Origin of the sequence: Streptomyces sp. NPDC091377, from assembly GCF_044757045.1 — a bacterium.
In the GTDB taxonomy this organism is placed as follows: domain Bacteria; phylum Actinomycetota; class Actinomycetes; order Streptomycetales; family Streptomycetaceae; genus Streptomyces.
This window is the reverse complement of sequence record NZ_JBIVUE010000001.1, coordinates 75,286-99,534: the sequence shown is the minus strand read 5'-3', so window position 1 is coordinate 99,534 and position 24,249 is coordinate 75,286. Positions and strand designations below refer to the sequence as shown.

General features: G+C 74.6%; 23 protein-coding genes. 13 read left to right on the top strand and 10 right to left on the bottom strand.

Annotation, left to right across the window (positions count from 1 at the left end):
- The first annotated feature begins 24 nt into the window (after positions 1-24).
- Positions 25-657: an NADPH-dependent F420 reductase gene (locus ACIQNG_RS00465; RefSeq protein ID WP_401481919.1), complete on the top strand. Its 633-nt coding sequence runs from the start codon at positions 25-27 to the stop codon at positions 655-657.
- Between the two features lie 50 nt (positions 658-707).
- Here ACIQNG_RS00465 and ACIQNG_RS00460 read toward each other — a convergent pair whose 3' ends face one another.
- The gene (locus ACIQNG_RS00460; RefSeq protein ID WP_401481917.1) at positions 708-1,907 is read right to left on the bottom strand and encodes an MFS transporter; all 1,200 of its coding nucleotides are present in this window, start codon (positions 1,905-1,907) and stop codon (positions 708-710) included.
- Positions 1,908-2,140: 233 nt separating this feature from the next.
- On the opposite strand from ACIQNG_RS00460, the gene ACIQNG_RS00455 reads away from it, so the two are divergent.
- Entirely contained in the window at positions 2,141-2,575 is a 435-nt protein-coding gene (locus ACIQNG_RS00455; RefSeq protein ID WP_401481915.1) for a nuclear transport factor 2 family protein, read from the top strand.
- A gap of 39 nt (positions 2,576-2,614) precedes the next feature.
- Here ACIQNG_RS00455 and ACIQNG_RS00450 read toward each other — a convergent pair whose 3' ends face one another.
- Positions 2,615-2,938 (bottom strand): trypco2 family protein, encoded by a 324-nt coding sequence (locus tag ACIQNG_RS00450; protein WP_401481913.1) that lies wholly within the window; start codon positions 2,936-2,938, stop codon positions 2,615-2,617.
- A 64-nt stretch (positions 2,939-3,002) separates the two neighbouring features.
- On the opposite strand from ACIQNG_RS00450, the gene ACIQNG_RS00445 reads away from it, so the two are divergent.
- From ACIQNG_RS00445 to ACIQNG_RS00420, 6 genes are all read left to right on the top strand, one after another.
- The gene (locus ACIQNG_RS00445) at positions 3,003-4,946 is read left to right on the top strand and encodes a trypsin-like peptidase domain-containing protein (protein WP_401481911.1); all 1,944 of its coding nucleotides are present in this window, start codon (positions 3,003-3,005) and stop codon (positions 4,944-4,946) included.
- The gene (locus ACIQNG_RS00440; protein ID WP_401481909.1) at positions 4,943-7,603 is read left to right on the top strand and encodes a tetratricopeptide repeat protein; all 2,661 of its coding nucleotides are present in this window, start codon (positions 4,943-4,945) and stop codon (positions 7,601-7,603) included. Before ACIQNG_RS00445 ends, ACIQNG_RS00440 begins: the two co-directional genes overlap by 4 nt.
- 123 nt (positions 7,604-7,726) lie before the next feature.
- Entirely contained in the window at positions 7,727-9,193 is a 1,467-nt protein-coding gene (locus ACIQNG_RS00435; RefSeq protein ID WP_401481907.1) for a VWA domain-containing protein, read from the top strand.
- Positions 9,190-10,137, top strand: a complete 948-nt coding sequence (locus ACIQNG_RS00430; protein ID WP_401481905.1) for a hypothetical protein — start codon at positions 9,190-9,192, stop codon at positions 10,135-10,137. The genes ACIQNG_RS00435 and ACIQNG_RS00430 overlap by 4 nt, the downstream gene beginning before the upstream one ends.
- Positions 10,134-11,351: an ABC transporter substrate-binding protein gene (locus ACIQNG_RS00425; protein ID WP_401481903.1), complete on the top strand. Its 1,218-nt coding sequence runs from the start codon at positions 10,134-10,136 to the stop codon at positions 11,349-11,351. Before ACIQNG_RS00430 ends, ACIQNG_RS00425 begins: the two co-directional genes overlap by 4 nt.
- A gap of 94 nt (positions 11,352-11,445) precedes the next feature.
- Positions 11,446-11,841 (top strand): molybdopterin-binding protein, encoded by a 396-nt coding sequence (locus ACIQNG_RS00420; protein ID WP_401438496.1) that lies wholly within the window; start codon positions 11,446-11,448, stop codon positions 11,839-11,841.
- A gap of 186 nt (positions 11,842-12,027) precedes the next feature.
- Here ACIQNG_RS00420 and ACIQNG_RS00415 read toward each other — a convergent pair whose 3' ends face one another.
- Positions 12,028-12,498 carry a molybdopterin-dependent oxidoreductase gene (locus ACIQNG_RS00415; RefSeq protein WP_401481901.1) on the bottom strand — a complete coding sequence of 157 codons (471 nt, stop codon included), beginning with the start codon at positions 12,496-12,498 and terminating at the stop codon, positions 12,028-12,030.
- Between the two features lie 257 nt (positions 12,499-12,755).
- Between ACIQNG_RS00415 and modA the strand changes: the two genes are divergently transcribed.
- From modA to ACIQNG_RS00400, 3 genes are read left to right on the top strand one after another with little or no spacing between them, the layout of a single operon-like run.
- Entirely contained in the window at positions 12,756-13,592 is an 837-nt protein-coding gene (modA, locus tag ACIQNG_RS00410) for a molybdate ABC transporter substrate-binding protein (protein WP_401438501.1), read from the top strand.
- On the top strand, positions 13,589-14,461 hold the full coding sequence (gene modB, locus ACIQNG_RS00405; RefSeq protein WP_401481899.1) for a molybdate ABC transporter permease subunit: 873 nt from the start codon (positions 13,589-13,591) through the stop codon (positions 14,459-14,461). Before modA ends, modB begins: the two co-directional genes overlap by 4 nt.
- Positions 14,443-15,507 (top strand): ABC transporter ATP-binding protein, encoded by a 1,065-nt coding sequence (locus ACIQNG_RS00400; RefSeq protein WP_401438714.1) that lies wholly within the window; start codon positions 14,443-14,445, stop codon positions 15,505-15,507. The genes modB and ACIQNG_RS00400 overlap by 19 nt, the downstream gene beginning before the upstream one ends.
- 104 nt (positions 15,508-15,611) lie before the next feature.
- Here the strand turns inward: ACIQNG_RS00400 and ACIQNG_RS00395 are convergent, their stop codons facing one another.
- The 6 genes from ACIQNG_RS00395 to ACIQNG_RS00370 all read right to left on the bottom strand — a co-directional run bounded on the left by ACIQNG_RS00395 (position 15,612) and on the right by ACIQNG_RS00370 (position 19,502).
- The gene (locus ACIQNG_RS00395; protein WP_401481897.1) at positions 15,612-16,226 is read right to left on the bottom strand and encodes a hypothetical protein; all 615 of its coding nucleotides are present in this window, start codon (positions 16,224-16,226) and stop codon (positions 15,612-15,614) included.
- Positions 16,210-16,704 (bottom strand): RNA polymerase sigma factor, encoded by a 495-nt coding sequence (locus tag ACIQNG_RS00390; RefSeq protein WP_401438510.1) that lies wholly within the window; start codon positions 16,702-16,704, stop codon positions 16,210-16,212. Before ACIQNG_RS00390 ends, ACIQNG_RS00395 begins: the two co-directional genes overlap by 17 nt.
- A gap of 102 nt (positions 16,705-16,806) precedes the next feature.
- The gene (locus tag ACIQNG_RS00385) at positions 16,807-17,430 is read right to left on the bottom strand and encodes a class F sortase (protein ID WP_401481894.1); all 624 of its coding nucleotides are present in this window, start codon (positions 17,428-17,430) and stop codon (positions 16,807-16,809) included.
- On the bottom strand, positions 17,427-17,759 hold the full coding sequence (locus tag ACIQNG_RS00380) for a sortase-dependent protein (protein WP_401438515.1): 333 nt from the start codon (positions 17,757-17,759) through the stop codon (positions 17,427-17,429). Before ACIQNG_RS00380 ends, ACIQNG_RS00385 begins: the two co-directional genes overlap by 4 nt.
- 331 nt (positions 17,760-18,090) lie before the next feature.
- The gene (locus ACIQNG_RS00375; protein WP_401438518.1) at positions 18,091-18,675 is read right to left on the bottom strand and encodes a sigma-70 family RNA polymerase sigma factor; all 585 of its coding nucleotides are present in this window, start codon (positions 18,673-18,675) and stop codon (positions 18,091-18,093) included.
- A gap of 176 nt (positions 18,676-18,851) precedes the next feature.
- A complete protein-coding gene (locus ACIQNG_RS00370) occupies positions 18,852-19,502 on the bottom strand; it encodes a hypothetical protein (RefSeq protein ID WP_401481892.1) in 651 nt (216 codons plus the stop codon).
- A gap of 214 nt (positions 19,503-19,716) precedes the next feature.
- Between ACIQNG_RS00370 and ACIQNG_RS00365 the strand changes: the two genes are divergently transcribed.
- On the top strand, positions 19,717-20,343 hold the full coding sequence (locus ACIQNG_RS00365; RefSeq protein WP_401481890.1) for a GNAT family N-acetyltransferase: 627 nt from the start codon (positions 19,717-19,719) through the stop codon (positions 20,341-20,343).
- A 20-nt stretch (positions 20,344-20,363) separates the two neighbouring features.
- Here the strand turns inward: ACIQNG_RS00365 and ACIQNG_RS00360 are convergent, their stop codons facing one another.
- On the bottom strand, positions 20,364-22,379 hold the full coding sequence (locus tag ACIQNG_RS00360) for a helix-turn-helix domain-containing protein (RefSeq protein WP_401438527.1): 2,016 nt from the start codon (positions 22,377-22,379) through the stop codon (positions 20,364-20,366).
- 716 nt (positions 22,380-23,095) lie between these two features.
- Here ACIQNG_RS00360 and ACIQNG_RS00355 point away from each other — a divergent pair.
- Entirely contained in the window at positions 23,096-24,097 is a 1,002-nt protein-coding gene (locus ACIQNG_RS00355) for a transketolase (RefSeq protein WP_401438530.1), read from the top strand.
- Positions 24,098-24,249 lie beyond the last annotated feature (152 nt).

Below are 24,249 nucleotides of genomic sequence, written 5' to 3'. Positions count from 1 at the left end.
TCTGGCTGGTGGGAGTGAAACCTCGTGACCACAGCGATCATCGGTATGGGCGACATCGGGTCGCGGCTGGCGGCCAATCTGGCACGCGGCGGCGAACCGCTGCTGCTCGCGAGCCGGAAGACGGACGACGCCCGGCAGGTGGCCGACCGGATCGGTGCCGGGGCGCGGGCCGTCAGCCCCGAGGAGGCCCTCGCGGAAGCAGAGGTGATCGTCCTCGCGGTCTGGTTCGACGTCATCAAGGACCTGTTCGAGCAGTGGGACGGGCAGGTGGCGGGGAAGATCCTGGTCGACCCCTCCAACCCCATCGCCATCGACGGCCAGGGCGCGATCACCAAGACCCTGCCCGAGGACCAGTCCTCCGGCGCCGTCCTCGCCGGTCTGCTGCCCGAGGGAGCCCGTCTGGTCAAGGCGTTCGGGACCCTGACCGCGAACACCCTCGCCGAGGCCGCCCACCGCACGCCCCGGGCCGTGGAGTTCTACGCCACCGACGACGAGGCCGCCGGGGACGCCGTCGCGGCGCTGATCCGCACGAGCGGTTTCGACCCCGTGTCCGTCGGCGGGATCGACCAGTCCCTGCGCATCGAGGTCTTCGGCGACCTCCACGAGTCCAATCTCCGGACCACGCTCACCGAGGAGCAGGCCAGGTCCCGTCTCTGAGTCCCGTCCCTGAGTCCCGTCTCCGAGCCCGTCCCTGAGGCTCGCGGGGTTCAGGCCCGCGGCCCGAGCGCGCGGCGCAGCAGGGTCAGGCCCACCGTGAGGGCCAGCAGAGTCAGGGCGCCGGTGAAGACCAGGCCCGCCGCGCGCAGGCCCAGGGCGAGGGAGAGGGCCCCGACGCCCACCACCGGGAGCGAGATCCCCGTATAGGCGACGACGAAGAACGCCGAGATCGTCGCGCCTCGCCGGGCCGCGGGCGCGGCGGCGGCCACGGTGGTCAGCGCGGCCCGGAAGGCGAGCCCCTGGCCCGTGCCGCCGATCAGGGTGCCGGCCAGCAGCAGGGGCAGCGAGGCGGCTCCGAGGGAGGAGCCGATGAGGAGCAGGCCCAGGACCAGGACGAAGCAGCCGGCGGGCAGGGCCCGGTCCGTGCCGGTGCGGGACGTCAGCCACTGGCCGAACGTGGAGGCCAGGAAGACGGAGAAGACGACGGCCCCGGCGGCGGCCAGGTCGGTCACCCCGAGCGTCTCGGAGAGGAAGGCCGGCGTCACCGCCGTGAACAGGCCCAGCAGCGCGAAGCCGCCGAAGGCCGCCGCCGCGCAGGGCACGAACACCCCCCGCACCTCCGACGGCACCACGATGCCCTGCGGTCGGCCCGGCGGGCGGTGCGGGCCCGGCACGGTCTCCGGCAGCGCGAGCACGACGGTGACCGCCGGGACCAGCAGCGCCAGATGGACGAGGAACGGGGTGTGCAGCGGGGCCGGGGCGTACGTGGCGAGCAGCCCCGCCAGCAGGGGGCCGCACCCCAGGCCGCCCCTGTTGGCGGCGGTCGCGGCGAACCCGGCACGGCCCTCCCGGCCCTCCGGGGCCAGTTCCAGCACCGCCGCTGTCGCCGTACCGCTCAGCAGCCCGGCCGAGAACCCGGAGAGCACCCGGCCGGTGAACAGCAGGGGCAGCCCGTCCTCCAGCAGGAAGCACAGATCGCTGCCGGCCGCGAGGACCAGCGCCGTCAGCAGCACCGGCCGCCGCCCCATCCGGTCCGACAGGTCCCCGGCCAGCAGCAGGGTGGTGATCACTCCGAGCGCGTACACGGCGAAGACCACCGTCACCGTCAGCTCGGAGAACCCGATCTCCTCGCGGTACAGGCCGTACAGCGGGGTGGGCAGGGTGGTGCCCGCCATGCCCACCGCGAAGACCGCCGCTGCGGCGAGGTAGCCGGGACGGGAACCCGGTCCGGCACGACGACGTCCGTCCATTCCGTCACCGTACGACCGGGTGCCGCGGGGCGCTGCCGGGTGCCGCCCTCTGGAGTAGCCGGTCCCGGCCCGCCCTCCCCCGCTCCTCACCTCCGCGGCGATCGACTCCTCCTTCGCGGTGATCGACTCCTTACCTCCGCGGTAATCGACCCGGTCTCCGGCGTCCCGGCAGGATGGGCGCATCGAGGAGAACGAGCCCCGCAGGGGACGGCCGCAGTCACGAGGAGAGTGCCATGACCAGCGAGAACGCCACCGCGGGCGCCGTCGCCGACGCCACCCGGGCCGTGGTGCGGGAGTTCCTCGCCGCGCGGCTGGCCGGGGACACCGAGCGGCTCACCGCGCTCTTCGCCGACGACGTCGACTGGCTGCTCGCCGAGAACCCCACCGTGCCGTGGATCCGGCCGCGGTCCACCGCCGCCGAATGCGCCGCCCAGTTCACCGAGCTGACGGAGCACACCGTGCCCGAGGACGCGCGGGCCTCCATCGACGCCTTCCTCGTCGACGGCACCGACGCCGTCCTGACGGGGCATCTGTCGGGGACCGTCCGCGCGACCGGAAGGTCCTTCGCGGGGCCGTTCGCGCTGCGCCTCACTGTCGAGGACGGGCGGATCACCCGCCACCACCTCTACGAGAACAGCCTGTCGATCGCCGCGGCCTGCGCCCCCTGAGCCCCCCTGGTGAGCCCCCTCAGCCCCCGTCCCGGGGACTCAGTCGCCCGCGCCCCGGGCCCGCCCCGTCCGGCTGACCTGCACCCGCTCGCCGGTGGTGGTCAGCTCCGGCTTCAGGTCGACCTGCACCTGATGGGTCGTCTGGCGGTCGACCGTACCGCCGACCTCGGCCGTCACCACGCCGATGCTGACCCCACCGCGCCCGCTACCCGAACGGTGGACCTGGACGGTGAAGGTGAGGTTCACGTTCTCCACCGTGAAGCCGACCTCCTGGCCCCGCGCCTCCGCGCGGGCCTGGTCCAGCTCACTGCGGATCTCACGGATCACCTCGGCAAGTCCCACGAACCCACGTTCGTTCGTCAACTCGACTCCCTCGAAGACTGGTTGATGCGTAGGCCACCAGAGTAGGCGCCCGTATAGTTGCGATATGGCTGCTGGCGGGGGAGTCAAGGCCGCCTCGTTCATGGAGACGCCCGGTTGGGCGGTACGGATCCGGGGAGCGGACGGGGACATCGTGGGGGCCGGTATTCTGCTGAGCCCCGACCGGGTGCTCACCTGCGCCCATGTGGTGGACGCGGCCCGGGGGCGGATCACCGCCGAGTTCGTCGGCGCCGCCTGCCATCGTGTGCCGTCCACCGCAGCCTGGGTCGACGGGGACGCCTATGTGCCCGAGACCAAGGACGCCGACGGCGATCCCAGTGGGGACGTGGCACTGCTGCGGCTGGAGCGGCACCGGCCCGCCGGGGACGCGGTACGGCTGCACCGGCTGTCCGCCTCCCACCGCGAGGTGCGGATGTACGGCTTCCCCAGGAGCCACAACGGCGGCATCTGGTTCCGGGCCGGTGTCATCGGCGGCGTCGGACGGGACGGACAGGTGCAGCTCATCCCGACCAGCCCCGGTGAGCTGGCCAGCCCCGGATGCAGCGGCGCGGGCGTCGCGGACAGTCTGACCGGTGAGGTCTTCGGCATGGTGCTGACCGGGCAGCAGGACAGCCACGGCAATCGGTTCTCCTTCATGGCCCCGGCCGACACCATCGTCCGGCATCTGCGTCAGGTCCACCCGTTCACGGTGGGCCGCAGCGCCGTCGACGCCCGGCTCCGGTCGACCGACGACGACACCTCCTCCCAGGCCCTGCTCGACGAACCGTTCGCCCAGAGCCTCGCCGCCTGGCTGCGGGACGACGGACAGCAGGTGAAGATCAGCGTCGTACGGCCCGATGACGGGGCCCGGACCGCCACACTGCGCCGCGCCATCACCCTCGCCGACCGGGAGTTGCGCACCCCCGCGTCGGTCCATCGCGCCTCGCTCGGCTCACCGGGTACGGTCCCCTCGGCCGGCGGCCACGATCTGGCGGTGGACGCCGACGGGCTCAGCTGCGCGGAGATCGCCGAGCGGATCGCCGAGCGCATGGGGCTGTGGCCGCACCCCGCGGACTCCGCGACCGACCGCATCCGGGCCGCCGGAGCCACCCTCAGCCTGGTCGTCGTGGGTGTCGACACGGCCGTGGACCCGCCCGCCCTCCTCGATCTGCTGGAGGTGCTGCGGGCCGGGGGCAGCCGGTTGCTCCTCGTCTTCCGCTCCGAGGACGCCCTGTACCGCCGCGCCCGCGACGAGTTGGTGACCCGGCCCCTACGGGAGCGCCACGCACGGCTGGTGGAGCGGCTGAGGGAGATCACCGGTCCGCTCGCCGGGGCGCTGTCCGCGTTACGGGCCGAGGTGCGGGCCGACGGCGGCCGGCCCCTGGCTTCGGACCTGGTGGCCGCCCACGCCGCCCTCGCCTCGCTCACCCGCTCCCGAGGCGATCCGGGCCAAGGATCGCATCCAGGCCAAGGGTCGGGTCCGGGCCAAGGGTCGGATCCGGGCCAAAGATCTTATCCGGGCCGGGAGTTGGCCCGTTTCGAGCGGCTGGCCGAACGGGTCGCCGCCCGGCTGGCCCGGCACATCGACCGCCTCGGACGGCTCCAGTCACGGCGGATCGAACTGGGCGGACGCCTCGACGGCTACCACGTCCTGCACCAGCGCTCCGTCCAAGGCGAGGAGGACCCGGCCGTGGACGCCCTCTATCTCCGGGCGCACGCCCTGCTCCAGATCAGACCCTGCGATGTGCGGGCGGCCGAGGCGGCGGTGAACGCCTACACGCACGAGGTCGACGGGCCCGAAGGGTCCAACGGGTCCGAAGGGTCCGATGGGTCCGATGGGTCCGATGGGTCCGACAGACCGGAAGGGTCCCCGGGTCCCGACGGACGCCCGGGTCCCGACAGACTCAACCGTCCGGACAGACCCAACCGTCCGGACAGACCCAACCGTCCCGACAGACCCAGCGGTTCCGACGGGCAGCGGTCCCCTCGTCCCGGAGGTGCGCCGTCATGACCACCACGGCCCCCGCCTGTGTCAGACCCGGCTGCCAGGGCCTCATCATGGGGACCGGCTTCTGCGACACCTGCGGCCGACGGCCCGCCGCCCCCGTGCCGCCCGCCGCGCCCCTCGCCCCCGCCACCCCGTCCGCCCCCGCGCCGCCCGGGGCCGTACGCCGCCCGGCCCGCCGAAGCACCCCGACCGTCCCGGCCGTCCCGACCACCCCCACCAGCCCCACGGTCCCGATCACCCCCTCCCCGCCCGCCGATCCGAGCACCCCGAGCACCCCCACTGCCCCGCTCGCCGACGAACTCGACCGCGACGGTCTCCTCGTCCTGCCCTCCCTCCCCTCCCCCGACCTCGCGGACGCCGTCCGCCCCGCCGCCCGTCTGCCCACGAACGGCCGGCCCTGCGGTAAGGACAACTGCCCGGGGATCATCGGGCTCTCGTACGACGGCGGACCCGCTCCCGACCACGGGTTCTGCCCCGAGTGCGGTACGGAGTACTCGTTCCGGCCGCAACTGCGGCCCGGCGACGTGGTCGGCGGCCACTACAAGGTGCTCGACTATCTCGCGGTGGGCGGCCACGGCTGGATCTACCTGGCCGAGGACACCCGGGTGCCGGAGCTGCACGTCGTCCTCAAAGGGCTGATCAACAGCGGTGACGCCGCGGCCCGGCGGGCGGCCGTCGAGGAGCGCCGCTCCCTCACCACGCTCCACCACCCGGACATCGTCCGCATCATCACCTACGTGCAGCACCAGGTGCCCGGCGACCCGGAGCCCACCGGCTACATCGTGATGGAGTACGTCGGCGGCCACCCGCTCTCCTCGCTGCGGACCGGCCGGGACCGGGAAGAGGACCGGACCCGGTTGCTCGGCGGCCCCTTCGAATTCGGGCATGTCATCACCTACGGCTGCATGATCCTCGGCGCCCTGGAGTACCTCCACGACCAGGGGCTGCTGTACTGCGACATGAAGCCCGAGAACGTCATCCACTACGGGCGCCGGATCAAGCTCATCGACCTCGGCGGGATCCGCCCGATCGGTGACCGGACCTCCGGTATGACCCTGACCGACGGCTACCCGCCCAGCAGTCAGGAGCTGGCCGAGCGCGGCTTCCACATCGACGGCGATCTGTTCACCGTCGGCCGGACCCTGGGCCGGCTCGCCGCCCACGCCACGGCGCCCGTGGGGCTCGCCGCCCGCTCGTTCGACGCGCTGATCCGGCGGGCCACCCACCCGGAACCGCCCGCCCGGTTCGGCTCGGCGGCGGAGATGTCCCGCCAGTTGTGGGAGGTACTGCGCGAGCACCGGGCCCTCGCCGGACACGAGCCGTACCCGGAGCGGTCCACCCGGTTCGAGCCGACCGCGTCGGTCTTCGGCGCCGGACTCGGCACCGTACCGGAGTTGCGGCACTGGACCGGCCGCACCGGGACCGAGGCACCGGAGCTGCCCGTCGGTCCCCCGGACCCCCGGGAGGCGGCGCTGGCCCTGCCCACCCCGATCCCCGACACCGCCGACGACGCCACCGTACTGCTCGACGGGCTCACCACCGACACTCCGCAGCGGGTCGCGGAGCGGGCGCGGCAGGATCCACGGCTGCGCACGGTGGAGGCGGCGCTGTGGCTGTGCCGCGCCTATCTGGACGCCGGGGACGCGGATCAGGCGCAGGTCTGGGCGCGGACGGCGAAGGGGTGGAGCGGCGACTACGACTGGCGGATCTTCTGGCACCAGGGCCTGGTCCATCTGACGCGCGGCAAAGTCGCCGAGGCGGAGGCCGAGTTCATGGCCGCCTACGACACGCTGCCGGGCGAGTCCGCGCCGAAGCTGGCCCTCGGGTACTGCGCGGAGTACCGGGAGGCGAAGGAACGGGAGGAGAGGGAACGGGCCTTGGAGGACCAGGGGTCCGAAGACCCCGAGTCCGGGAACCAGGAGTCCGAAGACCAGGAGTCCGAAGACCCGGGGTCCGAAGACCAGGGCACATCGGAACGGGAGCCGACGGGCCCGGGGCCGGTCCGGCGTGCCCAGGGTGGGGAGGCCGCGGCGCTGGGTGTCGCCCGGCCCGCCGCCGAGTACTACGAGGCGGTCCGGCGGCGGGACCCCACCCAGGGCAGCGCCGCCTTCGGGCTGGCCCGTATCCATCTGCGAAAGGGCGAGCGGGACGAAGCCGTCGCCGTGCTGGACGAGGTGCCGACGGTCTCGCGGCACTACGACGCCGCCCGCGTCGCGGCCGTCCGGCTGCTGGTCGGACGGCTGCCGGGCGGATCCGGGCCGGGCGCGGCCGAGTTGGGCGCGGCGGCCGAGCGCCTGGCCGCCCTGCATCTGGAGGGCAGCGGGTCCTGGGAACGGCTGGTCACCGATGTGCGCGAGCACGCGCTCGGCTGCCGTCCGCCCACCGGCTGGGGGCCCGGCTTCCCCGTCGGGGAGGTGTTCGGGTCCGAGGACAGCCCGCAGGCCCTGGCCGTCCTGCTGTCCGGGTCCCTCAAGCGGCTCGCGGAGCAGGCGGGCGACCTCGGCGAGCGCGGCGCTCTGCTGGACCGGGCGTACGCGGTGCTCCCCGAGCCCCCGAGGTTCCGGGACCTGCTGTCCGGACGCCTCGCACGGCCCCGGCGGCTCGGACGAACCGGAACCCGGATGACCCGGATGCCCCGGATGCCCCGGAGAACCGGATGACCCGGACGAACCGGATGACCCGGACCTCCGCGTACGGCATGGGGAAGCGACAGCGAGCACGACGGCCAGGACGGCCACTACGGCCACTACGCAGGACGGCGACGAGGGTGAGGGGCGCGGAACATGGTGGACACCGGAACGCCCGGGGCGGGTGAGGTGCCCGGGCAGGTCACCGTCGGGCTGGAGGTCAGCCAGTGGCCGTTTCTGTCCGGCGAGGCGGACGACCCGCAGATGCACGCCATCCTCACCGTCGGCGTGGACGGCACCGAGGGCACGGGCCGGGGCCCGCTGCTCGCCCAGGTGCTGGCCGTGGACTGCTCCGGCTCGATGGCCTGGCCGCCGGAGAAGCTGCACGCCGCCCGGCAGGCGGCCGTAGCAGCGATCCGGATGCTGCCCGACGGCACCCCGTTCGCGGTGGTCCGGGGCAACGAGGACGCGGCCGTGGTCTACCCCGGCACCCTGGGAATGGCCCGCGCCGACGAGGAGACCCGGGCGGCGGCGGTACGGGCCGTGCACCGGCTGGTCGCGGGCGGCGGCACCTGCATCGGGGCCTGGCTGGAGCTGTCCCGTCGGCTGCTGGCGGAGCAGGACGCGCCCATCGGGCATGTGCTGCTGCTCACCGACGGCAAGAACCAGCACGACGAACGGATGCCGCTGGCGGAGGTGCTGGAGCTGTGCGCGGGCCGGCTGATCTGCGACGCCTGGGGCATCGGCGACGGCTGGGACGGCCAGGAACTGCTGGGTATCGCCCGCCGGCTGCACGGCAGCGCCTCGTCGGTCCGTGACGAGGCCGCGCTCGCGGCGGAGTACGAGAAGCTGATGGGCCGGCTCCTCGCGAAGACGGTGCCCGAACTGGAGATCTCCGTGACCCCGATGACCGGGGCCGCGGTGCGCTACCTCAAGCAGGTGTATCCCGGCGAGGCCGAACTGACCCCCGAGGGCGGCGACAGCACCGGCCCCCGGCGGTTCGTCACCCGTGCCTGGGGCGACGAGTTCCGCCGCTACCAGCTCTGTCTCTCCGCCGACCCGACCGGCCGCCCGCACCACGAGGACCTCCAGCTCGCCGTCGTCGCCGTCGGCGTACCCGGTGGCACCGACGTACGGCTGCCCCCGCCGAGGCCCTGCGTGGTGCACTGGACGGACGACCCCGCGCTGTCCGCCCGTACCGACGCCCAGGTCGACCACTTCGACCTGGAGTTCCGGCTCGCCGAGGCCATCGTCGACGCGCGCGAAGCCTTCCACGGCGGCGACGCCGGGCTGACGGAGCGGAGTCTGGGCCGGGCCGTGCGGCTCGCCCACGCCATGGACTCCGACCGGCAACTCGCCCGGCTGACCGCACTGGTGGAGATCGAGGACGCGGAGATGGGGCGGGTGAGGCTGCGTCCGGGGGTGAGGGCAGTCGACTTCGAGCATCTGATCACCGAGAGCAGCCACAGCACCTACGGCCCCGCGTCCGACCTGAGCACCGGCAGGGGCCGGGGCGCGGGGGCCGGCGGCGCGACCGTGACCTGTCCGGGCTGCTCCCGTCAGGCGCCGGCCACCGCGCGGTTCTGTCCCACCTGCCGCCATGACTTCAGGGGGCCGTCATGAGCGGCACCGCGCGGGAGCTGACCCGCAGACTCCGGTTGCTGCTGGCGCTCGGGGCGGCGGCCACGCTCACGCTGTTCCTCGCCTACCGGGGTGTGCACGACGACACCGTGCCGCTGGCGGAGTCCAGCACCCCGGGGATCCTCGCCGTCGACACCGCGCAGAACGCGCTCCGTGCCGCGCACGCGGTGGTGAGCGGGCCGGAGGGCGATCTGAGCGGCGAGTTCCACACCCAGATCTCGGTCGCCCACCAGAGTCTCGCGCTGGCCGCCTCCGAGAACGTCATCGGCACGGAGGGCCGTCACGACCTCCAGACCGTCACCGGGCTGATCGCCGTCTACTCGGGCTGGGTGGAACGGTGGGGCGAGGAGGACCAGGAAGCGCTCGGCGCCGCCTACCTGTCCTACGCGGAACAGGTGCTCGGCGTCCGGCCCGCGTCCGGTGCCGGGCCCGCGGCCGGCGACGAGGGCGCCATCATGAGCCGCCTCGACGCCCTGCGCGGCAAACAGCTCGCCGAGGCCGAGCGGCAGGCCACCTTCCCCTGGCAGTTGTGGGTGGGCTGGAGCGCGGTCACGGCGCTGTACGTCGCCCTGCTCCTGGCGCTGCTGGGCACCCAGCGGTTCCTGCGGCGGCACTTCCGGCGGCCCGTTCAGGTGCGGCTGCTGGCCGCCACCGTGGTGTGCGGGCTCGGTGTACCGGTGCTGGGCTGGATCACCCGGGACGCGCAGCGGGCGATGGCCGGGGCCGTCGCCGAGATCCGGGTACGGGCGAAGGACCCGGACGAGATCGCGCTGGCCGCCGAGCGGGTGCACAGCGCCCTGGCGGACGCCGGTTTCTGGGCGTCGCTGTCCGACTGGATACTGCTGGGAGGGGCCGCGGTGATGGCACTGACGGTGTGGGGGCTGTGGCCGCGGATCGCCGAGTACCGGCCGAGGGGGCCCCGATGAGCCGGATCCGCCCGCGCACGCTGGGCATCTTGTGCGTGTGTCTGGTGCTGCTCGGCGCCGGGGTGGTCGCCGGGGTGCGCTGGGCGCAGTCCTGGAAGGGCTCGGTGACGCTGCTCGCCAACTGGAGCGGCGCGGAGCGCGAGCGGTTCGAGGAGGACGTCATCGGGCCGTTCGAGGAGAAGTACCGGATCGATGTGCTCTACCAGGGCAGTTCGGCGCTGAGTCAGGTGCTGGCCGCCGACGTGGCGGCCGGGAGCGCGCCGGACGTGGCGGTGCTGCCGGGGCCGGGCGAACTGCTGGCCTACGCCGTCGAGGGCCGGCTCCACCCGCTGGACGGCCTGTTCGACACCGGGCACTACGACGAGATCTGGGCGCCCCGGATGACGGTCCCGGACCGGGCGGACCCCCATACGTACTGGCTGCCGGTCAAGGCCGGTCTCAAGAGCATGGTCTGGTACACGGGCGGCGCCCCGCCCACCGTGGAGTCGGCGGGCGGGGCGGAGCGCTGGTGTCTGGGCATGGAGTCCGGCGCGACCTCCGGCTGGCCCGGCACCGACTGGGTGGAGGACATCCTGCTCCAGCAGGCCGGGCCGCAGGTGTACGAGGAGTGGGCGAACGGCCGGCTGGCCTGGACGGATCCCGCCGTGCGCAGGGCCTGGACGACCTGGGGCGACCTGGTCGGCGCGGGCGGGGAGCCCGCCGGGCGGGCGCTCACCACCGGATACGCGACGGACTGCGCGGACCGGCGCCTGGAGCACCAGGGGTCCTTCCGCGCCGAGCACTGGCGGGCGCGGGGCGGGGACTACGTCCACTCCTCCGAGGTCGTCCCCGGCGCGGGGCCGGACGCCGGGGCCTGGGAGGTCGCCGGCGACCTCGCCGCCCTGCTGAACCCGACCGAGGAGGCCCGGCAGCTGATCCGCTACCTGGCCGACCCCGGCACCGCGCTGCCCGCCTACCCGGCCAACGAGGCGGCGGCACCGACCGGCGGCCTGGACGGGACCCGGGAGGAGATCGGCGCCGTCCTGCTCGGCGCACAGCGGCAGACCCGCTGCTGGGACGCCTCCGACGTGATGCCCCGCCCCCTGCGGGACGCCTTCCACCGGGCCGTGCTGCGCCATCTCGTGGAACCGGAGGCACTGGACACCCAGTTGCGGGAGCTGCAACGGCTGAACGTGGAGCGTTCGCTGCCGGTGTGCAGCCGCCGCACTGCCTAGCCGGCGCGTGTCACGGCCACCGCGCGGTGGTGGCCGGTGCGCGTCGTGGCCGGTGGGGGCGTTCCGTGTCACGCGCTGGCCTATCTTGGCGGGCATGCAGGCATACACGATCGGTCAGGCCGCGCGGCTGCTCGGGGTGAGTCCGGACACCACGCGCCGCTGGGCGGACGCGGGGCGGGTCGCCACCCACCGGGACGAGGGCGGCAGACGGCTCATCGACGGCAAGGACCTGGCCGCGTTCTCCGTGGAGCTGGCCCAGGGCGGCGGCGCCGAGGAGGACACCCCGTACACCTCGGTCCGCAACGCGTTCCCCGGCATCGTCACCGCCGTGAAGCTCGGTGATGTCGCCGCGCAGGTGGAGATCCAGGCCGGTCCGCACCGGCTGGTGTCGCTGCTGACCCGGGAGGCCGTGGAGGAACTCGGCCTTGAGGTGGGCATGGAGGCCACCGCCCGGGTCAAGTCGACGAACGTGCACATCGACCGCGTGTGAGGCCGGCCGCGCAGCGGGCCTGGGCGGAGAGGGGGGAACCGGAGATGCGCGGGGTCATCCCGTGGTGCGGCATGGTCCGCCAGGGGCGGTCGGCCGGGGCACGGCTGGCGTGGTCGGCGCGGCGCGGGCGAAGTGCCGCTCGCGGGCGAGGGCGACGAGGTATTCGAGCCGGCGCAGCATCACGGTTCAGCGAAGATAGCCGCCGTCCACCCGGATCGCCGTGATGCAGCTGATGTGGCGGGCACCGCAGCGGTCCTGCGGCAGGACCAGCTGGGGGCCGACCCGGTCGAGCGGGGTGCCGTCCAGGGTGACGGCGAGCAGGACGGGGGCACGGCCGAAGTCCGGGTCGATCTCCGCCCAGGTGAGCAGCGCGTGATGGCCGTCGGCGCCGGACACGGCGATCAGGAAGCGCAGCCGGTCCTTGCGGCGGACGGGGTCGAAGGCGGGGCGGGCCGCGGTGAGCACCTCGTGCAGCAGCGGGCCGGTGAAGACATGGCGCTGGACACCGCTGGTGGCGCACTCGAAGGCGACCTGCGCCCGGTGCTGGGGCCAGCCGAGCAGATCGGGGACGGTCAGCCGGGCGGGCCGGGCCAGATCGCCGGTGAGCGCGAGTTCCGCGTCCGCGGTGGTGCCGGGTGCCGCGAGGGACTGACCCACGGGCTATCACCTCCCGGTTGACGGTACCCGGAGGGCACCCCCGTACAAACGCACATGCGAGCCGTTCGAGGAGATCATCAGGCTCATGCGATATGACAAGAGACTTTCTCCTGGCAGATGCGGCATTATCATCGACCAGCTGGGCCATCGGATCGTCCCCGGGCCGGCTCTCGCCGATCACGCCCACCGGACGCGTGGTCGAGAGACCGACTAGAGGTGTCCCCACCCGAGGGGCCGCCAGAGGGAGTGGACCCGTGATGACCCGTTCCGCGCGCCGGACCCGGCGGACGTTGCAGGCGGCCGGCGCAGGTGCCGCCGCCCTGCTGGCCCTGAGCGCCTGCTCCGACTCCGGCTCCGACGGCTCCTCGTCGGACCCGGACGCCTCCGCCGGGGCCTCCGGCACGGCCTCGCAGAAGCTCTCCGGGGAGGTGACCGTCTTCGCGGCGGCCTCGCTCCAGGAGAGCTTCACGACGCTGGGCGAGCAGTTCGAGAAGGACCACCCGGGCACCGAGGTGACCTTCAGCTTCGGCGGCAGCGACGCACTCGCCGCGAGCATCACCGGCGGCGCCCCCGCCGATGTGTTCGCCTCCGCCAGCCCCAAGACGATGCAGATCGTCACCGACGCCGGGGACGCCGAGGGCACCCCGCGGACGTTCGCGCGCAACGAGCTGGAGATCGCCACCCTGCCGGGCAACCCGGACCGGATCGCCTCGCTGAAGGACCTCACCGACCGGGATCTGAAGGTGGTGCTGTGCGACGAGGCGGTGCCGTGCGGGGCCGCCGCGCAGAAGGCGCTGGACGCGGCCGGTCTGAAGCTGACGCCCGTCTCGTACGAGGAGGACGTGAAGTCGGCGCTCAACAAGGTGGTGCTGAAGGAGGCCGACGCGTCCGTGGTCTACAAGACCGATGTGCAGGCCGCGGGTGACAAGGTGGAGGGCGTGGAGTTCCCCGAGGCGGCCGACGCCGTCAACGACTACCCGATCACCCTGCTGAAGGACGCCCCCAACGCGGACACCGCCGAGGCGTTCATCGACCTGGTGCGCTCCGCCGAGGGCCGGCGGGTCCTGACCGGCGCCGGGTTCCTCAAGCCGTGACCGCGCCCACCCCGGACGAGGCCGCCGCGGACACCCTGCCGGGTGGGCCGAAGGGGGCCCGCCGGGGTGACGGCAGGCCCGCGCGGCCCGGCGGGCGGGTCCCGGCGGCGCTGCTGGTCCCCGCCCTGATCGGCCTCGCGTTCCTCGTGGTGCCGCTGATCGCGCTGCTGATCCGGGCGCCGTGGCGGAGCATGCCCGAGCTGCTGAGCAGTCCGGCGGTGTGGCAGGCGCTCCAGCTCTCCCTGATCTGCGCGACGGCGGCGACCGCGGTGTGCCTGGTGTTCGGGGTGCCGCTGGCCTGGCTGCTGGCCCGGGTCGACTTCCCGGGGCGCGGGCTGGTCCGCGCGCTGGTGACGCTGCCGCTGGTGCTGCCGCCGGTGGTCGGCGGTGTGGCCCTGCTGATGGCGCTGGGCCGCAACGGGGTGGTGGGGCGCTGGCTGGACGCCTGGTTCGGGATCACGCTGCCGTTCACCACCACCGGGGTGATCATCGCGGAGGCGTTCGTGGCGATGCCCTTCCTGGTGATCAGCGTGGAGGGCACGCTGCGGGCGGCCGACCACCGCTACGAGGAGGCGGCCATGACCCTGGGCGCGTCCCGTTTCACCGCGTTCCGCCGGGTCACCCTGCCGCTGATCGCCCCCGGTGTCGCGGCCGGGGCCGTCCTGGCGTGGGCGCGGGCGCTCGGCGAGTTCGGTGCGACCATCACCTTCGCCGGGAACTTCCCCGGCCGTACCCAGACCATGCCCCTGGCCGTCTATCTGGCCCTGCAGAACGACCCGGAGGCCGCCGTCGCCCTCAGTCTGGTCCTGCTGGCGGTGTCCATCGCGGTCCTGGCGGGGCTGCGCGACCGCTGGATGGCACCCTCGTGACGGGCCAGGGGCTCGACGCCCGGCTCGTGGTGGAGCGCGGCACCTTCCGGCTGGACGTCGAGCTGACGGCGGCACCGGGGGACGTGGTCGCGCTGCTCGGCCCGAACGGCGCGGGCAAGACCACCGCCCTGCGCGCGCTGGCCGGTCTCGCCCCGCTCTCCGGCGGTCATCTGCGGCTCGACGGACGGGAGTTGCACCGTACGCCGCCGGAGTCCCGGCCGGTCGGGGTGGTCTTCCAGGACTACCTCCTCTTCCCCCACCTCACCGCCCTGGACAATGTGGCGTTCGGCCCGCGCTGCCACGGGGTGCCCAAGGCGCGGGCCCGGGAGCAGGCCGCGGGCTGGCTGGAGCGGATGGGGCTCGCCGCGCACGCGGGGAAGAAGCCGCGCGGCCTCTCCGGCGGACAGGCCCAGCGGGTGGCCCTCGCCCGCGCGCTCGCCACCCGTCCGCGGCTGCTGCTCCTGGACGAGCCGCTCGCCGCGCTGGACGCCCGCACCCGGCTGGAGGTCCGCGCCCAGCTCCGGCGGCATCTGGCCGACTTCGAGGCCGTCGCCGTACTCGTCACCCACGATCCGCTGGACGCGATGGTGCTCGCGGACCAGTTGATCGTCGTCGAGGACGGGCGGATCGTGCAGCGGGGCGCCCCCACGGACATCGCCCGCCGGCCCCGCACCGACTACATCGCCCATCTCGTCGGCCTCAACCTCTACCGGGGCGAGGCAGACGGGCACCGGGTCCGGGTGGCGGACGGCGGTCCCGTGATCACGACGACGGAGGTCCTCACCGGGGAGGTCTACGTCGTCTTCCCGCCCTCGGCCGTCACCCTGCACCGCGAGCGGCCCGCGGGCGCCAGCGCGCGCAACCTCTGGCACTGCGAGGTGGCGGGCATGGAGACCCACGGCGACCAGTTCCGGGCCGCGCTCACCGGGGAGTTGTCGCTGCTGGCCGATCTGACGACGGTCGCGGCGGCGGAGCTGGACCTGCGGCCGGGGGCCGACGTCTGGGCGTCGGTGAAGGCGACCCAGACCCACGCGTATCCGGGCTGACCGGCGGGGCCCCGGTCCCGGCGGGGCCCCGGTCCCGGCGGGGCCCCGGTCCCGGCGGGGCCCCGGTCCCGGCCGAGCCGGGACGAGCGGTACCGGGTCGGTGGTCAGTCGACGGCGGGCGAGGGGGCGTCGGACCGGTCGACCGACGCGCCGTTCGGCGGCTGGTCGCCGGGGCCCGGTTCCCCCCGCGCGCCCGGGGAACGCTCGGGGCTCGGGGGGTGCGTCGTGGGGGTGGGGATCGTCGTCGGGCTGCCGCTGCCCCGCGTCAGCGGCGGCGACGAGGACGGCGTCACCCCGACCCGGGCCTCGCCGGAGCCGCCCGGCTCCGAGGGGGAGGGGGTGGGGGCCTCGGTGGGAGGCGGCTCGGAGACACCGGGCGCGGGCTCGTCCGGCGCCATGGGGACGGCCGGTTCCCGGGGGTCCTCCGGGGCCGTCTGCCGGAACACCGGCAGCGCGATCAGCACCGCCACCGCGCAGGTCGCCCCCGCGCCGACCGCGGCCCGCACCACCCGTCGCCGGGCCGCCTTCCGGCGGATCGCCTCGTAGCGCCCGGGCGGCGCGGCGAGCCGGTCGGCGGCGGGGCGGAGGATCACGGTGAGCGGATCGTCGTCGTCCGCGCGGTCGGACAGGGACAGGTCGTACGACTCGTCGTGAGGGGCGTACGAGGGGTCGTGCGGGTCCTCCTCGGACCCCGGGTCCACGTCAGGGCGTGTGGTCAAGGCTTCTCCTCAGGTGGACGCGGAGCAGTTCGCGGGCCGCGTGCAGGTCGGCCTTGACGGTCCCTTCCTTGCGCCCGGTCAGCGCGGACACCTCCCGGATCGGCATGTCAGCGTAGTAGTGCAGCAGGATCGGCACCCGCAGCCGTTCCGGCAGGGACTGCACCAGCAGGCGTACGGAGGGGTCCGCCGGTTCGGTGTGCGGCGGGCGTACGGCGGCCTCGTTCGTCGCCCGCCGCACGGCGCGGCGCTCGCGCTCCAGCTTGCGCCAGTGGTCCCGGACGATGTTCGCCGCCGTGACGTACAGGAAACCGCGCGGCTCCTCGACCTTGGCCCAGCGGGCCCAGAGCCGGGTGAACGCCTCGGACGCGATCTCGTGCGCCGTCTCGTCGTCGTCGACAAGGCGGCGGCACCAGCCGGCCAGACGCGGGTAGAGGACGGCGAACAGCTCGGAAGCCGCGCTGTCACGGGACCGTTTCAACGCTCTCCATGGTCGTGGGGGGGGTGGCTCGGGCCGGGTGGGGCGGGGGTCGTAGGGCAAGAGCCCGGACCGGGGGTTCGCGTTCCCGGTCCGGGCCTGTGGTCAGTCGCCGCCCGGCCGCGGCTCGGCGAAGACGATCAGGTTGTCCCGGTACTCGTCGTCGCCGGTACGGGGGCCTCCGCAGGTGATGAGCCGCAGTTCGGGCCGCTTCACGTCGCCGTAGACGTCCTCCGTCGGGAAGTCCGCCTTGCGGACCGTCCGCAGGGACGCGACGGCGAACTCGGCCTTGGTGCCGTCGCCCAGCCGGGCCTCGATCAGATCGCCCTTGCGGAGCCGTTCGAGGCGCCGGAAGACGCCGTCGCCGTAGTCGCCGACCGTGACATGGCCGAGGATCACGGACGGTCCGAGCCGACCCGGCGCCGGGGAGTGCTCGTACCAGCCCGCCCGGTCGTGCTCGGTGACCGGCGGCTCCTGGACGGTGCCGTCGGCGTCGAGACCGACGCGGACGACCGGGGTGTCGACCTTGATGGCGGGGATCAGGAGACGGACCGGGACCGACGTCTGCGTTGTCTCGGGGGCGGCGGTTTTGGTGCCGTTGGTGCCTTCGGTGCCGTTGGTGCCTTCGGCTCCTTCGGTGCCGCTGCCCCCGCCGCACCCGGCGAGGAGCGTGGCCGTGGCCGCCGTCGCCAGCACGGCGAACGCGCGCCGGGAGAGCGGTGAGGTCATGCCGCCGGACCCGAACCCGCCGTCGGCAGCACACCGGTGTCGGGAGCGCCGCTCGGCACGACGCTGACCTGGCCGTCCTGCGGCGGAGTCGACGGGGCGGGGGTCGGGCGCTCGGCGGACGGCTCGACGGTCGGGGTGGCGCCGACGTCGGTGGGGCTGGGCTTGGTGGGGCTGGGGGTGGGGGTCTTCTCGTCGCTCGGCGGGACGGAGACGCTGGGGGTGGGGTCGGAACTGCCGCCGGTGGTGGGGGCGGTGGCCCATGCGGGGGCGCTGATCGCCAGGACGGCGGTGCAGACGAGTGCCGCGGCACTGAGGACGGTTCGGCGCATCGGGTTCGCTCTCTTTCGTCGGACCGCCGCGGCCGGGTCGGTCGGGGACCGGGGGGTGGTGCTGGTGCGCGGGGCGGCGGTCTGGGTGACGGGTCTTGCGGAGAGACGAGGTGGGGGTGGGGTGGGTTGTAAAGAGATGGCAAAGCCGGGGGTTGGGGGGTGCGGGTGGGGATGTGTGCTGTGCGCGGTTCCCCGCGCCCCCAGGAGACGGCGGGGACCGGGTTGAAGAGTGCGGTGGGGATGTGTGCTGTGCGCGGTTCCCCGCGCCCCAAGAGGGGGGCGGGGAACGTGTCGTGCGCGGGTCTCCGTGCCCCCGGAAGGGGGACCGGGGTCAGGCTGCTGTCAGGGGTTCTGATTCCGCTGCGGTCAGTTGGGAGGTCAGGGTGGCTCGGGCTCGGGCCACCCGGGAGCGGACCGTGCCGATGGGGCAGCCGCTGAGCTGGGCGGCCTCCGCGTAGGGCAGTCCCAGGAGCTGGGTGAGGACGAACGCCTCGCGCCGCTCGTCGGGCAGCGACGCCAGCAGGTCGAGCAGCACGACCCCGTCGTCGAAGCCCGGCAGCCCGCGCGGCTGGGCCAGTTCGACGGCCAGTTGCCAGTCCGCGGTGTCGGAGGGCCTGGGCCGGGCGGCGGCGTAGCGGTAGCTGTCGACGACGGCCCGGCGGGCGATGGACAGCAGCCAGGCGCGTGCCGAGGACCGGCCCTCGAAGCGGTGCAGACTGCCGAGGGCCCGCAGGAAGGTGTCCTGCGCGAGATCGTCCACGGCCTGGGGGTCCGCGCACAGATGGGCGACGTACCGCAGCACATCGCGGTGGAGCGCGCGCACGAACCGCTCGACGGTGGCGGGGTCCCCGCCACGGGCGGCCAGCGCCAGAGCGGTTATCGAGTCATCGGCACGCTGTGACTCAGTGGTGATCACCTGGTGTCCTTCTCGGGATCGACCGGACGCCGGACGGCGCGCGCGGGTCGGCGCGGGCGGTCCGGTGCGGTCCGGTGCGGTGAGCGGGAATCCGGCCGTACGACGCCGCGCGACGGGGCGGGCGTACGGTCGCGGCCCGGGGCGCGTCGGACGCGGCCCGGGTCTACCGGCTGTCGTCAGGCGACAGCGATCCCCGGGGGCGGACCCCGAGAGGTGATGGCGTGGACGAGGAGCAGCGAGCGCGGCGTCCGGCCGCGGGCGGGACGGCGCGGCGGGACGTACGGCCGCCGGGGCGCGACGGGCAGCCCGAACAGCAGCCGCAGCGGCGCGGCGAGCCAGCCGGCGACGGCCCGCAGCATCCGGAAGACGGCGCGTTCGCCGAAGGCCATCCACACCCCGCTGAGCAGGGCGGCGAGAAGGTGCGCGGCGAACATGCCGAGGGAGGCGGAACCGGTCATGGAGTGCCCCATGTGACCGACCTGGTCCGCCAGCGCGGAACCGTCGGACATGCCGCCCGTCGCCCCATGGGCCGTATGGCCGGGATCGCCGGGCCCGGTGGTGGCCGGTCCCGCTCCCGACTGCACGAAGGAGAACGCGGTGTGCAGCAGGCTCTGGGCGACGACGGCGACGAACACGACCAGCGCGAGCCCTCGCTCACGCGCGGCCAGGCACCAGCCGAGACCGCCGGTGAGGCCCAGCGCGACGACGAGCACCCAGGCGGGCAGGTCGCTGCCGGACATCAGCACGTGACCCACGGCGGCGAGCAGCACACAGACGGCCGCGAACAACGCGGCCCGTACCGTGCGAGAACACCACCCTGCGGTCATGGCGCCTCATCCTCGCATCCGCTCCGAGGCCGTCGTCCTCGGGTACGGACCCGGTCCCGTCCGACACTCACCACACATGTGTGATCCAGGACACCCATGCCCACGGGAACCCCTGGGGAATCCCGCCCGACCAGACTCATGTTCGACGGTTTCCGGGGAGCCCGGCCGCGTAGCCTCCCGAGGGGGCACGAAGGGGAGGAAAAGGGGTGGCGGTGTGACGGTGATCAGCTGGCGTCGGGGCGAGGAGGCGGACTTTCCGCTGCTGGGGACCTGGCTGGCACGGCCGCATGTGCGGCGGTGGTGGAATCACGACCCCTCGGCGGAGGCGGTGGCACGGGACTTCGGGCCGGCCGCGCGCGGCGAGGAGCCCTCCGAGGACTTCCTCGCGCTGCTCGACGGACGGCCCGTCGGGCTGGTGCAGCGGGTGCGGCTGGACGACTTTCCCGAGTACCGCGACCAGTTGGCCGCCCTCGTCCCCGTGCCCGCGGGGGCCCTCACCCTCGACTATCTGATCGGCGACCCCGAACTGACCGGCCAGGGCCTCGGTCCGGCGATGCTCCGCTCCTTCATCGCGCGCACCTGGGCCGACCACCCCGGGGCGCCCTGCGTCGTCGTCCCCGTCGTGGCCGCCAACCGGCCCTCCTGGCGGGCCCTGGAACGGGCCGGGCTGCACCGCGTCGGTGTCGGCGCCCTCACCCCGGACAACCCGGCCGACGACCCCACCCACCATCTCCACCGCGTCGACCGGCCGCGGGCGGCGGCGCGGGGCGGGGCCCCGGTGGGCGGGGCGGGCGAGGGCGGGGTACGACCGTCGTCGCCGTGGCCGGGCACATCCCTCTGACCGACGCCGGCCCTCAGTCCTCATGCGCCCTGCATGCCCAGCAGGGTTCCGCCCTCGCCGCGCAGCGCGTGCAGGGTTCTGCGCAGGCGCAGGGCCAGTTGGACCTCCAGGGCCTGGACCGGCTCCTGCCAGGCGGGGCCGAGGAGGTCGTTGATGCGTTCCAGCCGGCGGGAGACCGTGTTGGGGTGGACGTGCAGTCCCTCGGCGGCGCGGCGCGGGGAGCCCCCGGCCGCGAAGTACGCCTCCAGGGTGGGGGCGAGTTCGGTGTCGTGGCGTACGTCGTACTCCAGCACCTCCCCTATCGTCCCGGCGATGAACGCGGAGGTGTCGGGGTGGTCGGCGAGCAGCAGGCCGAGGAAGCCGAGGTCGCGTGGGGAGGCGGCGGCGCCCGTGCCGCCGAGGGCGGTGAGGGCGTCGAGGCAGCGGCGGGCCTCGGCGTGGCAGCCGTGGACGGCGCGCGGGTCGGTGACCGGGCCCGCCGCACCGGCGGTGACGGGGTGGCCGATGGCCTCGCCGAGGGCCGTGGCGGCGGCGCGGGCGGCGTGCGAGGCGTCCGTGCCGGGCAGCACCAGGACGATCAGGTCCCCGTCGGCGGTCTTCAGTCCGGCGTGTCGGTGGGCGTAGGAGGAGGACCAGACCAGCGCCCTGCCCTGCGGTCCGTTCTCCGCGCGCAGGACCAGCACCACGTGCGGCTCCTCCAGGTCCACCCCGAACCGGCGGGCGCGCAGGGCGAGCCGGTCCATGGAGCGCGGGGTGTCCGCGATGAGTTCGGCGAGGAGTTCGTCGCGCCCCGGGCCCTCCGCCGCCGTGGCACCCGCCCGCATCCGCAGCAGCACGGACACGGCCTGGGCCAGCGCCTGGAGCGCCGCCTGGGGTTCCCGCTCCCCGGCGGGGGCGTGGATCAGCGTGCCGAGCATGTCGTTGCCCGCGTAGGCGGGGCACAGCCACACCCCGCCCGCGGTGCGGACGGGGGCGCGTTCCGCGTGGGCGTCGAGGGTGCCCTGGCCGACCTGGGCCTCGTCCACCTCGGGGAAGCCGTCCGTGCGGGTCAGGACGCGGCCGACGGCGTCGCGCACCATCAGCGGTCCGCCCACGTCCCCCACCGCGCCGGCGACCACGTCGTCCAGCCCGCAGCCCTGGAGCACGTGGTCCATCAGCCGGGCGCGCAGCCGGTCGCGGTCGGGCGGGCCGACGGGGTGGGCGACGGTCTCGGGGGCGCCGCCCCGCCGGGCCCGGTGCAGCAGCCGGAGCCGCTCCACGGCGACGGTGGCGAGATCGCCGAACGCCGAGAGCAGCGCGACCTCGTCGGCGACGAACTGCCGTACGGCGCGGGCGGCGACGTAGAGCGCGCCGAGGGTGGTGTCGTGGGACCGCAGGGGGACGACCAGCACGGCGCGCAGTCCCTCGGCGCGGACCGCGTCGTCGGCGGCCGGGAAGTGGGGGAAGCGTTCGTCGGTGAGGTAGTCCGGGGTCCAGAAGGGGGTGGAGCGGGCGGCGGCGGTGTTGCCGAGGCCGCCGGTGGGCGGGATGCGGAAGCTGGTGATCGCGGTGCGGGTGGTGCCGTCGGTGACGACGGTACGGCCGTGGCCGGTGCCGGGGTCGATGAGGCTGACCCAGCCCAGGTCGCAGCCGAGCAGGAGCCGGGCGCGGCGGGCCACGGCCTGGAGGAAGGGCTCCGTCTCGCGGCGGCGGGCCAGTTCGCGGGCGGTCTCCAGCAGGGAGTCCAGCCCGGCCTCGCGGCGTCTGCGGCGCACGGACAGGGCCTGGGCGTCCCGGGCGAGACCGCGGGCCCGCTCGCGCAGCGCGGGTTCCTCGGGCAACTCGCCCGGCCTGGGCAGGGGGATCCCGGCCCGGAACGCGGCGGCGGAGGCGGCCGTGGCGGCGGACCCGCCGGCGGAGGCGGCCGGGGCGGGGCCGACCGGGTCGGAGGGGAACGTACCGGTGGGATCCCCGGGGTCGGACGGTGGTGCCTCCATCGCCAGCAGTTCGATGAGTCCGAGCAGTCCGTCGTCCTGGAGACGGTCCTCGTCCGGCACCGCGTGTCACCCCCCGGCCGCACCCTGGGGGACACCGACGTTCCCCCATGAGCTTCCGCGAACCTAGAGCGACCTTGGCGCCAGCGTCAACAAGGGGCGGAATATAACATTCCGTACCACTTCGCGGGCCGGAGCGGGAGTGGTACGGACCGAGGCCGTCCGATGGGTGATCCAACCACCGCCCGAACGCGCAACGTTGTTCCGTGAACACCTTCCGTGCACGGCACCCGGCGGGGCAGCCTTGTCGGGGGCGGGGTCCGTACGGCGCCGCCGCATGTCCACGACGGGGGAGGGACCGACGTGTCCTACGACTGTGGCGCACGGCCGGAGCGACGACGCCCCACGGGCGGCGGTACGCCTCCCTGAGGGGGCGCCGGCTCCTGACACCACGCCACGCCGGGGCCCGGCCGGTCCGGCAGGCGTTTTCCTCACGGCCCCCACCACGGCCGTTCCCCACCGGTCACGCACGCACCGGCGCCCATCGCTGTGCCGCCGGGCCACCGGCCGGAACGTCCACCACCCCATGCCTACACGCGGTCCACGACCGGACGCGGGAAGAGGGCGGTTATGCACTGGCAACGGCAGACGGAGAGGGAGCGGGACGACGTACGCGCACGCGACCGGAGCGGACCGCGGACACCGGCGTCCCGCCGAAGAGAAGAGGACAGGGCCCTGTTACCGCACACCGCCGGGCGAAGCGCAGACCGGAGCGGGAGATGACGACCCTCGGGGAGGTGACCACGCCCGGCCCCCGGCAGTCCCCCGCCCGCGCCGGCGGGACCCGGCCGCCGCTGCCCCGGGCCCGCACGGCGACCGCCCCCGCCTGGCCGCCGCCGGGAGCGGACGGCGACGACGGGGCGGAGGCCACCGTCCGGGGGGTCTCCGGCTTCCGGGCCTACTGCGCCGAACTCGTCGCCCTCGCCGCCATCGACGGCCGGGTCGTCTGTCTCGCCGGACTGCCCGGCCGGGTCGAGCACCCCTTCGAACAGGCCCACCCCGAGCGGTTCTTCGCCCTGCGCGGGGTCGCCTCCGCGATGATCGAGGTCGTACGGGGGCTGGTGGCGGCCGGGTTCCGGCCCTTCGTGTGCACCGGTCCCGGTCTGGTGCCGGCCGCGCTGCGCGCCAGTTATCTGTCGGCCGGCGCGCATGTCGTGGCGCCGGGCTCCGGGCTGCTCGCCCAGGAACCGCTGCTGCGGGGGCTGGACGGAGTGACCCTCGCCGAGCCGTGCGGGGCGACGGAGACCAGGGCGGTGATCCGGGCCGCCGTCGGCGCGGACCGGCCGTACCACATCGGCGTCGGCGGCACCCCGCGCCCCTACTGGCCGCGCCCCGACCTGACCCCGGGCGGCCCGCCACCCGCACCGCTGGCCTGGGAGTCCACGGGCGCGAACGAGGACGAGGTGTGCCTGGTGTCGATCGGCGAGTACGGCACCGGTGTCGCGCGCGCGGCTCGCGCGGTCGCGCCCTGGCTGGCCCATGCCCACCTGGTCTACCGCGACGCCACCCATCTCAAGGCCGCCGCCGGTGAACTGGCCCTGCGGCGGGGCGGGTTCGTCGTGACCGGCGTCCGCCCGGCACCCGGCGGGGTGGCCGACGCCCTCGCCGCGCTGCTGCCCGGCCACCCGGTGATCACGGGCACCGGCAGCGCCCTCGGCACGGCGGCGGCGGAGGTGGAGTCCACCCTCGGCGCGGCGCACGCGCTGACCGACCCGGCGTAGAACCGGAAGACGGTGGACCGGCCGGGAGGCAGGCAGGCCGACCAGGGGGAAGCCGGACGGAAGCGGGCCGGACAAGTGGGAGCCGGGGTGGTGGGGGACGCCTCCCCGGTGGGCCGGACCGGGGAAGCGTCCCGCTTTCGGAGTTCGCGGCC